General features: G+C 74.4%; 8 protein-coding genes. 1 reads left to right on the top strand and 7 read right to left on the bottom strand.

Features of this window, described 5'->3' with window-relative positions; translation table 11 throughout:
- Positions 1 to 5: 5 nt before the first annotated feature.
- From OG710_RS18400 to OG710_RS18420, 5 genes are all read right to left on the bottom strand, one after another.
- A complete protein-coding gene (locus tag OG710_RS18400) occupies positions 6 to 650 on the bottom strand; it encodes an FMN-binding negative transcriptional regulator (protein ID WP_330240295.1) in 645 nt (214 codons plus the stop codon).
- Between the two features lie 26 nt (positions 651 to 676).
- Positions 677 to 2173, bottom strand: a complete 1497-nt coding sequence (locus OG710_RS18405; protein WP_330240296.1) for a leucyl aminopeptidase family protein — start codon at positions 2171 to 2173, stop codon at positions 677 to 679.
- A 22-nt stretch (positions 2174 to 2195) separates the two neighbouring features.
- A complete protein-coding gene (locus tag OG710_RS18410; protein WP_330240297.1) occupies positions 2196 to 4145 on the bottom strand; it encodes a carbamoyltransferase C-terminal domain-containing protein in 1950 nt (649 codons plus the stop codon).
- Positions 4146 to 4219: 74 nt separating this feature from the next.
- Entirely contained in the window at positions 4220 to 5338 is a 1119-nt protein-coding gene (locus tag OG710_RS18415) for an acyl-CoA dehydrogenase family protein (protein WP_330240298.1), read from the bottom strand.
- Positions 5335 to 9777, bottom strand: coding sequence for a non-ribosomal peptide synthetase (locus OG710_RS18420; RefSeq protein WP_330240299.1), 4443 nt, complete (start codon positions 9775 to 9777; stop codon positions 5335 to 5337). The genes OG710_RS18415 and OG710_RS18420 overlap by 4 nt, the downstream gene beginning before the upstream one ends.
- A gap of 161 nt (positions 9778 to 9938) precedes the next feature.
- Here OG710_RS18420 and OG710_RS18425 point away from each other — a divergent pair, with 161 nt between their 5' ends.
- The gene (locus OG710_RS18425) at positions 9939 to 10454 is read left to right on the top strand and encodes a GNAT family N-acetyltransferase (RefSeq protein WP_330240300.1); all 516 of its coding nucleotides are present in this window, start codon (positions 9939 to 9941) and stop codon (positions 10452 to 10454) included.
- 2 nt (positions 10455 to 10456) lie between these two features.
- Here the strand turns inward: OG710_RS18425 and OG710_RS18430 are convergent, their stop codons facing one another.
- Complete coding sequence (locus OG710_RS18430; protein ID WP_330240301.1) at positions 10457 to 11029, bottom strand: GNAT family N-acetyltransferase; 573 nt, start codon at positions 11027 to 11029, stop codon at positions 10457 to 10459.
- 151 nt (positions 11030 to 11180) lie between these two features.
- On the bottom strand, positions 11181 to 12200 hold the full coding sequence (locus tag OG710_RS18435; RefSeq protein ID WP_330240302.1) for a helix-turn-helix transcriptional regulator: 1020 nt from the start codon (positions 12198 to 12200) through the stop codon (positions 11181 to 11183).
- Positions 12201 to 12273: the final 73 nt, after the last annotated feature.

Consider the following 12273-nt stretch of genomic DNA (forward strand, 5'->3'; position numbering starts at 1 on the left):
GTTGTTCAGCCGAGTCGTTCGGCGTTGTGCGTGTGGAGCTGGTCCGCGAAGTGCGCCGCGGAGTCGAAGGGGCGGCTGCGGAAGGAGTCGATCTGCGCGACGACGTCCTCCTCCTTCTTGTTCTGGCCGAACTTGAAGATGGCGTCGATCCGGTCGATGGGCAGCTCGAAGGCGACGATCATCGTGCGGAACCGCTCCACCAGCTCGCGCGGCACCCGGTCCAGCGTCCAGGGCTCCTTCGGCAGCCGGCGGGCCTCCTCCGCCGCGATCAGGTCCTCCAGCTGCCGGAACTCCTCCTCCGGGTCCAGGAGCCGGGGCCGCCCGTAGACGTGCACCGCCGCGTAGTTCCAGGTGGGGAAGTGCGTCTCGGTCGCGTAGTCGTCGGGGCAGATGTACGCGTGCGGCCCGACGAACGCGGCCATCACCTCGGCGCCCTCCGCGAGGACCGGCACCACCGGATTGACCTTGGCCAGATGGGCGCGGAGCCGGCCGCGCGGGCCGTGCCCGGGTCCCTTGTCGAGCACGAAGGGGATGTGCGTGCCGTGCGGCCTGCCGTCCACCGTCGCGGTGAGCATGCCGAAGGGGTGGGCCTCGATCAGCCCGTGCTGCTGGGCGAGTTCCTCGGAACGGTACAGCTCAGGTGCGTACATGGATGATCCTCGGGAGATGGGGCGGCTCAGCGGGGGCAGAGCCAGCGGGCCAGGGTGCCGGCGCCGTACCCGGTGGCGCCCGCGTTGTAGTAGCCGTCGATCCTGGGGGACCACGCCGGTTCGGTGATCTCCAGATGGGCCCAGCCGGACGCCGGGGCGAACCGGCGCAGGAAGGCGGCGGCCGTGGCGGCGTCCCCGCTCTCGGGCCCGGCGGCCCGCAGATTGGCGAACGGCGCCCACAACTCGTCGTCGTACTCGTCGACCAGCGGGAGCCGCCACAGCAGTTCCCCCGCACCGCGACCGGCCGCGACGAGATCCGCCGCGAGCGCGTCGTGGGTGCTCCACAGCCCGGCCGCCTTCGGGCCGAGGGCCGCCGCGACGGGCAGGCCGAGCGCCGAGACGCTGACCGTACGGGCCGCCCCCAGTCGCTCCGCCAGATGCAGGGCGTCCGCCAGCAGCAGCCGGCCGTGCGCGTCCTCGTGGTTGACCTCGACCGTGGCGCCGGAGGCCGTCGTGACCAGGTCGCCCACCCGCAGCGCGCCCGGCCCCGCGGTCTTCGCCGTCGCCGGGATCAGCAGCTGGACCTCCGTCCGGCCGCCGAGCGCGGCCAGCGCCGCCGCCGCGCCGAGCACCGCACCGGCGCCCGCCATGTACTTCTTCGCGCCCTGGACCGCGCCGCCGGACCGGAGCACGCCCCGGTCGTCATGGGTCAGGCCGAGGCCGATCAGGGCGACGGGCGGTCCTTCCGGGTCGGCGGGCCGGTAGCCGAGCCGGATGAACCGCGCCGGGTCCGCGCTGCCGGCCGCCGCGGCGGCGAAGCCGGTCAGCCCCTGCTCGGCGCACCGGTCCGCGTCCCACACGTCGAGCGAGAACCGGTCGTCGGCGGCGGCGATCGCCGCCGCCTCACGGGCCAGCCGCTCGGGGGTGATCAGATTGGCCGGCGCGGCCACCAGCTCGCGGGCCAGCACCACGGCGTCGGTGAACACCCCGGCCCGGCGCAGCAGTTCCTCCGGCGCCGCGCAGCCGAGCAGTTCGGCGCTCTCCGGCTCCCTCGGCAGGTCGGAGCCGTAGTCCGCGCGGAACCGGTCGGGCAGCACGTTCCACCGGCCGCAGTGCACGGCCAGGCTCAGCCCCTCCACGAGGTGCTCGACGATCTCCTCCCCGCCGGCCCGCCAGGACGCGAGCGCCACCGCCACCCGCCGGTTGGGTCCGGTGGTCAGGGTCCGGGCCAGGGCGGCGCCGGCCCGCCGCGCGGTGTGCGGCGTCACCTCGTCGCGGCGGCCCAGACCGATCAGCACCAGACGCTCGCACCGGCCCGGCACTCCGGGCCCCGTCACCAGCTCGTCGCGGGCCGCGCCGAACGAGTCGTACGCGAGCAGCCGGGCGACGGCCCCGCCGAGCGCGGCGTCGACACCGCTCAGCCACGGTTGGTCCGCCGGTGCCCCGCCCTCGTCGTACACGCCCAGGGCGAGCACGTCACCGGTCCAGTCGGCGGGAGCCGTCTCACAGGTCGTCAGTTTCATGGTTCCTCCCCGGAGACGGAGTTCAGGCGCGGGTGATGCGCAGGCCGGCCAGGTACAGCACGTCGAGTCCGGTCTTCAGGAAGAGGTCGAGCGCCTCCTCGGGCCGTTCGACGATCGGCTCTCCGGGACCGTTGAGGGAGGTGTTCATCACCACGGGCACGCCCGTCCGGCGGTGGAAGGCGGCGATCGCCGCGTGGTAGCCGCCCGCCGAGGCGTCCACGGTCTGGATGCGCGCGGTGCCGTCCACATGGGTCACGGCGGGTATCCCCGTCTGCCGCACCGTCGCGTTGAACAGCATGTACGGCGAGGGCAGCGGCACGTCCCCGAACCAGTCCGCCGCGTGCTCGGCGAGCACCGCGGGGGCGAACGGCCGCCACGCCTCACGGCTCTTGATCCGGTTCACCCGCGGCCAGTTCTCCGCGTTGCGCGGGTCGGCCAGGATCGACCGGTGGCCGAGCGCCCGCGGCCCCGCCTCACTGCCCCCGTCGAACCAGGCCACGACGCGGTCGGCGACCAGGTCGTCCGCCACCCGCTCCGCGACCGCCTCGCCGCCGCCCGGGTCCTCGATCGCGATCCGGTCGCCGGCGGCGGCGATCGCCGCGGCGATGCCCGCGGTCGTGGGGGGCGTGCCGAGGTAGGGCGAGGGGAAGCGGCCGTTGTCGGCCGCGGCCGGGACCGGATGGTCGAGGATCGAGTGGTGGACGGCGAGCGCCGCGCCGATCGCGATGCCGCCGTCGTCGCAGGCCGGTTCTACGAAGACGCGCCGGAAGGGCCCCTCCTGGGCGATCCGGGTGTTGGACGGGCAGTTGAGCGCCGTGCCGCCGGACATGCAGAGCGCGGGCACCGCAAGGCCGGCCGCGCCCAGCGAGGCGTGCAGCGTACGCACCGCCTCCATCCGCACCTCCTCGAAGAGCTTCTGGGTGCTGGCCGCCACATCGGCGTTGACCGGGGCGGTCGCCTGCTCCGGGTCGCCGTACGGGGCCAGGTCGTACCCCATGCGCTCGGCCTCCCGGCGGCAGTGCCGCAGCCAGGCCGTCGCCACGTCCATCGGGAAGCGTTCGCGCAGGTCGGCGTGGTTGCCCAGGAACCGGGACGAGTAGAAGCGCGGGCGCCCGTAGGCGGCCAGGCCCATCAGCTTCCCGGCCGGGCCGACCAGGCCGAGGCCCAGCGCGGCGCCCACCCGGTCGTACAGGCCGCCCAGGCCCAGGTGGTGCGGGGCGAGCGGGTACAGCGCCTGCTCCCGGCCCAGGTAGAACATGCCGCTGTGGTAGCTCTCGCCCTCGGCGTAGCCGTCGTGCGTGAACACCGCGGCCTCCCGGAACCCGGAGGCGTAGTACACGCTCCCCGCGTGCGCCAGGTGGTGGTGGACGGCGTATCCGGGGATCGTGGTCCCGTCGAGCGTCACCCGCACCGGCAGGTGGAAGCCGTACCGGTGCCGCTCGTCGGCCGACACGGGCGTGGCCGCCAGCTCCGCGAGACCGCGGGTGCCCGCCCACTCGGGCACGGTGACGTAGTCGTCGACCCACGGGACGAACGGCACGTCCGCCCGGCTCCGCGTCGTGTGCTCCGGGTACAGGCGCGCGTAGGAGCGGCCCAGCCAGGTCGCGGACAGGCCGGGGTCGTAGAGGAAGTCGAGCAGGGTGCCGCCGCCCCGCCGTTCGGCCGCGCCGGGCTCCTCCTCCAGCAGCGTGCAGGGCCGGCCGAACGGGTCGTTTGCCGCGTAGGCGACGGACAGCGCCGCCGGGTCGTCGACGATCAGCTCCACCCCCTGGGTCGAGCAGACCGCGACCGCGTCCACGTCGTCGGCCCGGAGGCCGGCCCCGCCGAGGGCCCGGCGCACGGTGGCCACGTCGAGGGTGGCCGCGTGCTTGACCCGGGTGTGCCGCTCCCGCAGCTCGTAGGAGACGACGGCCCCGTCACGAAGGACGGAGACGGCCGCGTCGTGGCCGAAATGAAGACCTAGGACGATCATCGAATCTCCAAGTGCTGCGCCCGGACGGGCGCGTCGATCGGTCTGCGAGGTGGGGTCGCCCCAGGGGGACGCGGTCACTTCAGGGTCAGTCCGCCGCCGCCGAGCCAGGTGTCGAGCGGCTCCCGCGCCGAGATCTCGGACGGCGGGTGGAAGGCGAGGCCCCGGCTCGCGGCCAGGGCGTCCACACCCTGCGAGCCCGTCACGAACGGCATGCCGCCCGCGAGTTCCAGGGCCCGGTCGGTCGCCTCCGCGATGGCCCGCTGGGCGGTGTGGCGCACGAGCAGGGACCGGCCGAGCAGATCGTCGTCGCACCGGCCCTCGTCCACCTCCCGAGCCAGCGCCTCCAGGGCGGCGCACACCGTCTCCAGCGGGGCCAGCGCGGCCACCCGGTCGCCCGGAGTGCCGCGCTGCGCGGTGTAGAGCCGCTCCACCTGGCCGGTGGCGATGCCGAGGTAGGACGCGGTGATGAGCAGCTGGAACCAGAGCAGGTTGGAGGTGAAGCGGCCGGGCGAGAGCGCCGGATCACCGATCGGGATGATCATGGAGTCCGGTACGAAGACCTCGTCGAGGAGCACCGCGTCGGTCTGGGTGGCGCGCAGCACCCGGTTGCGCCAGAACGGCTCACGCCGGATTCCGGGCGCGTCCGCCGGGATCACCAGCATCAGGAGCCGGCTCTCCGGTGCGCTGTCGTCCGGCGCGGTCGCCGTCAGCGTGAGCAGGCCCATGGAACGGGTCAGGGAGCACGGGCGTTTGCTGCCCGACACCGTCAGCCCTCCGTCGGCGGCGGCGACCCGGATGCCGGGCGTGAACAGGCTCCGGCCCACCTGGCCCTCCGCGCCGCAGGAGGCGACGAGATGCCGCTTCTCCGCGACCTCCCGGAGCACGTCGCCGGCGTGCGCGCCGAGCGCGGCGGCCAGCCAGGCGATCTTGTAGTGGTGCATGGTCGTCGCGACGGCCAGCGCCGGGGCGCGGGTCCCGACCGCCCGCTGGAGGCGTACGCCGTCGCGGCAGCCGAGCCCGGTGCCCCCCAGCTCGCGGGGGACGAACAGGTTGCCGCCGCCGGCCCGGCGGAACGCATCGATCACGTCGCCCTCCGGGTCCTCGGCGCCGTCGATGCCCAGTTCGGCGAGCCATCCGTCGAAGCCGGGAAGGTGGGCTTCGAGCAGGGCGCGCTCGGCGGACAGTGTTCTCATTCCCGTGCTCCTCTCGGGCGGTCGGTGGTGGCGGCGGCGCACAGGGCGCCGATCCGCCGGGCCAGCCGGGCGGCGGCCGCGGCGCGCACCACCGAGAAGTGGTCCTCGTCGACGGTGAGTACGGGGCCGGGGTCCGCCACGACCTCGTCGAGCGGCAGCAGGCCGGGGAAGGCGTGGCGCGGGGTCCGTCCGGCGCGGATCGACAGCCGGGGCGGCGGCCCGTCCGGCGGTCCCGCTGCCGGGCCGGGGTGCCAGGCGACCGGCGTGTGGCGCTCCAGGATCTCCGCGTTGTTGCGGTAGACGGCGAACAGCCGGGACAGCTCCGCCGGTTCGAGGGCCCGCCCGATGAGCCCCCGTGCGAACAGGGCGTCGTGGGCGGCGAGCAGCCGCTCCTCGTCGGACGCGTCCGGGCCGGTGTCCGGGAGCCGTGCGGCGAGGTCGCCCCGGCCGAGCAGATCGCCGAAGAATCCGGCGAGCCGGACGCCGGCGGCGGGCGCGCAGCCGTCCGGGCGCCCGACGAAGGAGTCGATCGTGGTCAGGGAGGCCACCGGCCGCCCCTCCCGCTCCAGGAGCACCGCCGTGTGCAGGGCGACGGTTCCGCCGAGCGACCAGCCCACCAGATGCAGCGGGCCGTCCGGAAGGCGCTCGGCGAGCGTGTGCGCGTAGTGCTTCGCCATGGCGTCGAGGCTGCTCGCGGGCTCCTCCGCGCCGTGCAGCCCCGCCGCCCGCAGGCCGTGCAGCGAGATCCGCGGGGCGAGGTCCGGGTCGGCCGTCATGGCGGAGACGGCCTCCTCGTAGCAGAGGACGTCGCCGCCGACCGGGTGGACGAACACCACGTGCTGCCCGCCGTCGCCGCCGAGGCCGACCAGCGGCCCGGTGTCGCCGGCCAACGCTCCGTCGTCCCCGGCGGTGAGCAGGGCGGCCTGGGCGCGTACGGTCCTGCTCCGGAAGAGCGAGGCCAGCGGGAGCCGGCGCCCGAAGGCCGTCTCGATGGAGCGGAACAGCCGTACGGCGGTCAGCGAACTGCCGCCCAGCGCGAAGAAGTCGTCGGTGACGCCGCTCGCGGCCGGGCCCAGGAGCTCCTGCCACAGGGCGAGCAGCCGGGCCTCCACCGGCGATCCGGGGCGCTGCGCGCCGCCGCCGGCCGCGTCCGGCGCCCCGGCTGCCGGGGCCGCGCGCACCGTGTCGGCGAGCAGGGCCAGGAGCGCCTTGCGGTCCACCTTGCCGTTGCCGCTCAGCGGGAGTCCGGGCACCTCGACGACGGTGGCGGGCACCATGTACGGGGGCAGGGCGTCGCCGAGTTCCCGCAGCAGCCCCGGCGCGTCGGGCGCGATCCGGGCCCTCTCCGGGACGGCGGCCGGGTCGTCGCGGGTGATGAACGCGGCCAGGTACGGCTGGCTGTGCGAGGTGTCGACCAGCGCGACGGCGGAGCCCACCCCCGCGAGGCCGGACAACTGGGCCTCGATCTCGCCCAGTTCGACGCGGTAGCCGTTGATCTTGACCTGGTGGTCGGCCCGTCCGAGGAATTCCAGGATGCCGCCCGGCCGGTACCGGGCGCGGTCGCCCGTCCGGTAGAGCCGCTCACCGGTGACGGGGTGCCGCGGGAACGAGGCGGCGGTCCGTTCGGGCTCGCCGAGGTAGCCGGTGGCCAGGCCGGCGCCGCCGATGTAGAGGTCGCCGGGCACCCAGTCCGGGGCGTCGGCCATGTTCCGGTCCAGCACGTGCATGGTCTGGTTGGCCAGCGGGGTCCCGTACGGCACGCTCTGCCATCCGGCGGTGACGCCGGTCACGGGGTACCAGTTCGACCAGATCGACGCCTCGGTGGCGCCGCCCATCGCGATGACCTCGGCGCCGGGGCAGTACGCGGCCAGCCGGTCCAGCAGCGGCAGCGGAACCCAGTCGCCGCTGAGCATGACCAGCCGCAGGGAGGCGAGGAGTTCGCGGGCCTGCTCGCCGAGGTACTCCAGGGTGAGGGCGAGCAGGGCGGGCACCGAGTTCCACACGGTCACGCCGTGGCGCCGTACGCACTCGCCCCAGGCCTGCGGGTCCGGCACGGCGCTCGGCGGCGGGCACACCACGCTGCCGCCGCGGCCGAGCACGGCGAACTGGTCGAAGACCGACAGGTCGAAGGCGAGCGAGGAGACCGCGAGCACCTTGTCGTCGGGCGTCAGGGAGAACCGTTCGGCGAGGTCGCACAGGGTGTTGACGGCGGCTCGGTGCGAGATGACGACCCCCTTGGGGGTGCCGGTCGACCCGGAGGTGTAGATGACGTACGCGCTCCGGTCCAGGCTGCCGCCGGCCGGTGGCACGGCGGCGCCGGGGAGCGGGGGCGCGGGTTCGCCGGAGGCGTCCGGACCGGGGGAGCGGCCGAGGACGACCTGGTGCACCCCCTCGGGCAGCTCGCCCGGTGTCCCGAGTTCCGCCCCGGTGACCAGTGCGCGGGCGCCGCTGTGCCGCAGCACCGTGCGGACCCGCGCGTCGGGCCAGTGCGGGTCGATCGGTACGTACGCGCCTCCGGCGCGCAGCACCGCGAGGACGGCCACCGACTGCGCCCGGCCGCGGGGCACCCGTACGCCGACCAGCTCGGGCCGGTCCGGGTTCCGGCCGATGCCCAGCTCCCGCAGCCGGTCCGCGAGCGCGGCCGAGGCCGCGTCGAGGCCGGCCCGGCTCAGCGTGCCCTCGTCGTCGTGCACGGCGGGGGCTTCCGGCAGGGTGCGGCAGGAGCGCAGGGCGAAGGAGTGCAGCTCGCCGGTGGGCAGCGGCGTCGCCGTGTCGTTGGCCCGTACCCGGCCGGCCAGCTGGGCGGCCGGCAGCGGGACCGGGCCGGTGGCCGCCCACTCCGCGCCGTCGTCGGCCAGGGCCCGCAGCCGCCGGCGGTGGTAGGCCGCCAACTCCTCGATCAGATCGGGCGGATAGGCGCTCTCGGCGTGGTCGAGGTTGCAGACCAGCTCCCCGTCCTCCTCGTACACCTGGTGGTCGAGGAGGATCTGCGGCGTGCTGATGGAGCTGTGCACCAGTTCGGCGCCGGGCAGGGGCAGCAGGAAACCGCCGGGGGCGCCGTCGACCAGGTCGAGCCCGCTGGTGAAGACCACGGGGGCCGGGCTGCCGGTCTCCGCCCGGCGCTTTTGGAGCGAGCGGCTGACCTCGACGCCGGAGACCTCCAGCGCCGACAGGTCGGCGTACAGGCCGCCCTGCAGCCGGCGGCACCGGTCGGCGAAGGAGAGCCCGGCCTCGTCCGGCCCGTAGCCGACGAGCACCGTGGTGCTGGCGTTGCCCCAGACGCGCGGCAGCTCCGGATGGCTTCCGGGGCGGTGTGCGGCCAGAACGGTGACGGCGCCGGCGGCCCCGTCGGACCACCGCTGCAGGGCTTCGGTGAACAGCGCGAACAGGGCGCTGCCCACCGGGAGCCCGGCGGCCGCGGCGTTGGCCCGGAAGCGGGCCCAGGAGGGGGCGTCGAGGCGGGTGGACAGGCGGCGCAGCGGTGCGCCCGGACAGGGGTCGGCGGCCGGATCGGCGGCGGGGTCGGCGGCGGGCCGGGCCGGCAGGGCGGGGGCCGGCGGGAGCACGCCCGCCCTGCGCTCCCAGTAGCGCAGCGCGGAGTGGTGCGCACCGGAGGCGCGGCGCTCCTCCAGACCCCGTACGTAGTCGCGGAAGGTGAGCCCCAGCGTGTCGGGGAGGTAGTCGGGCTCGACGCAGCACCGGGCCAGCTCGGTGAAGAACAACTGGGTGGTGACCCCGTCGAAGGCGATCAGCCGCAGGGCGATCTGGATGCGGGCGGTGCCGTCCGGCAGCAGCACGTGGCGGAGCAGGAAGGGGCGTCCCTCGGCGTACGGGGGCAGATCGGCGGCCAGCCGTGCGCGCAGCGCCAGGAGTTCCGTCCGCGCCGCCTCGCCGGGCAGGCCGGTCAGGTCGTGGCGGTCGACCAGGCCGGGTTCCTCACCGCCGGCCGGGACCGGCAGGATGCGCTGGGTGCCGTTCTCGAACACCGCGAGGCGCAGCGCCCCGTGGGCCCGGCGCAGCAGGGTCAGGGCCGCGTGCAGCGTGTCGGCGTCCGGGAACGTCCCGGCGGCGAAGGCGTACTCGTGGACGAAGACTGCGGGCGCCGGGTGGTCGTAGAAGTCCTGCTCGCCGATGAGATAGGCCTGTTGCAGGTCGGTCAGGGGGAAGGCGGCGCCGGCGGAGGCGGGGTCGGCGGCGAAGTGCCAGGAGTCCTCGGCGCGGGAGTCCGGGGCGTCGGGGCCCTGCGGGGCGCCGTCCGGTTCGCCCAGCAGCCCGATCAGGGCGTCGCGGCAGGCGCGCACCGATCGGCGCAGTTCCTCGGTGAGCGCGCCGGGCGGAGCGGAATAGCGGAGCGCTCCGTCCTCCAGGCGCAGGACGATTCCGGCGGCGTGCAACTCGTCGCGGACAGCCGCTGCCGCGGAGCGGGGTGAGCCCGGCATATTTCTTCTCCATAAACCGTCGGGGAACGATTGAATGCTGCTGCTCCGAAGAGGGGCTGTACAGGTTCGGAGCGTGTCCGTATGCGGTCACGTCCGCTGCCGGAATATCGATCGATTTCCATGTCCCCGCCGTGCCGGGCGGCCCGTGCTAGCATCCCGCCATGTCGATCGTCGAATTCAATGGAATGCGGGTGCGGCGCCCCGAACCCGACGACCATCCACGGGTGTTGAAGGTGCTCGACCGATGGTGGGGAGAGTTCGAGGGGAGTGTCGGAAGTGTGCAGCGGGCGCTGCTCCTGCCGCGTCTTTACTTTCAGCATTTCACCACGGGGAGTTTCCTTGTGGAGCGGGACGGAGAATTGACCGGATTCCTTGTCGGCTTCCTGTCCCAGACGCGATCGGACGAGAGTTACATTCATTTTGTCGGCGTCGCTCCCGAGGAGCAGGGCCGCGGGCTCGGCACATTCCTCTACGAGCGGTTCTTCGCCTACGGCAGGGCTCACGGGCGCAGCGTGGTGCGGGCGATCACCTCGTCCGCGAACACGGGGTCGTTCGCCTTTCACACCCGGATGGGATTCACCGCGGAAGCGGGTCCGAAGGACGTCGGGGGACGGCCCGTCCAGCCGGACTACGACGGACCCGGTCTCGACCGTGTCTCCTTCGTCCGCCCCCTCTGAGGTCAGCCGCGCGCATCGGTGCGGACCATGCCGAGGATCGCGGTGTCGTACCGGACGCCCTTCACGTCCTCGTAGGCGCGCAGCACCCCCTCCGGGACGAAACCGGCCGCTTCCATGGCGCGGCGGCCGCGGGTGTTGCCGCTGAGGCACAGGGCCGCGATCCGCACCAGGCCCAGCTCGTCGAAGCCCCACGCGGTCAGGAGGGCCATCGCCCGGCGGCCGATGCCCCGGCCGCGCGCGTCGGCCGCCAGCCAGATGCCGAGTTCGCCCCGCCGCTGCGGCAGGTCCAGGTCGTGCAGCCCGACCCAGCCGAGCACCCGGGTGCCGTCCGCGCGGTCGGTGACGATCAGGTCCACGGTGCCGGCCGCCTGCTGGGCGGCCATCCAGTCGCGGGCGTGCTCGGTCGTGAAGGGGGAGGGGAACGGCGTCCAGCGGGCCACCTCCGGATCGTCACCGGCGCGGGCCACGGCCGGCGCGTCCGCCGCCCGCAGGGGCCGCAGCCACACGACGCCGTCGGTCAGCCCGGCGGCCGGGGTGGGGAGGCGGTCCGGTGCCGGGGCACGGTCGGGAGCCATCTGCAGTTCCTGCCTTCGACGGGGCGAGCCACGGTCCGGGGGACAACAGCGCCCATCAAAGGGAGCGGCCGGGCCGGTGTCCATACCCGGCCCACTGGCCGGGAGAGGCCAGTGCCGTGACCGGACAGCGGGAGCGGTGACCGGTGTCCGCTCACAGGTCCGCGGGGCCGCCGGGGGACGTCTCGACGAGTTCCAGCATGGCGGCCCTGACCCCTGCCTCGAACCGGCTCCGGGCACCGATCTTCTCCAGGATCACGGTGGTCATCCGGCGCAGCGTACGGGTGGAGATGCCCAGGGCACGGGCCACCGACTCGTCGGTGTACCCGGCCGCCAGCATCCGCAGCACGGCCCTCTCCCGGTCCGACAGATCCACCTCCTGGACGGCGCTCTCCCCCCTCGGCACGGCCCGGCCGTGCAGCCAGCAGTGCTCGAAGACCTGGCGCAGCAGCCAGCAGATCTCCTGCCCCCGGATCTCCAGCGCGGACAGCTGTGAGCCGGTGGCGGGCGCGGAGACGTAGGCGAGCACCCCGTCGACGAGGATCAGCCGGAAGGGCAGCGCCGGGGTCAGCCGGACATGGCACCCGAGGTCCTCCAGCGCCTCCAGGTGCGCCCGCGCGCTCGGCACCTTGTTCATGGCCTCCAGATGGAGCGAGCGCATGACGACGCCCCGTTCCAGCGCCGCGCGGTTGCGGTCCATGCTGTCCTCCAGGACCGTACGCGGCAGCGGCGAGCCCGGATGCATGCTGAGGATCTCCTGCTGCGCCGTCACCGAGACCCCGTTCAGGGCGGTGGCTATGGGTTCCTGACCCGTGAGCAGCTTGACCTGGGTGTCGGTGTCGGCCTGGGCCTGGAGCCGCATCATCTTGGAGCCGAGCGCGGTGAGCGTGGTGCGCCTCTCGTGCACCGAGGCCATCCAGCTCCTGGCGTCGTCCTCCTCCATCGCGAGCAGCCTGGCGACGGCGACCGCCGGCTCGACCGTCGTGGGGCGCGCCGACCTGTCGCGGGTCGTCCGCAGCAGCCCGGCCTCCAGCAGCAGGTGCTGGGCCAGTTCCAGCTCGATCCGGGAGAACCCGAGACCGCGCCGGGCGCTCTCCGGCGTCCAGTCGGGGTGGTCGAGCATGAAGCGGAACAGCTCCTGCGCCTTCCCCTGCGCCGTGCCCTGTGCGTCCATGCGCCCGTGTCCCCCCGCGGTCGGCTTCGCTGTGCCCCCTCGAATGCTAAATCGCGGCCCGCCTCCCCGGTAT

The sequence above is a fragment of the Streptomyces sp. NBC_00525 genome, from assembly GCF_036346595.1.
GTDB lineage: Bacteria > Actinomycetota > Actinomycetes > Streptomycetales > Streptomycetaceae > Streptomyces.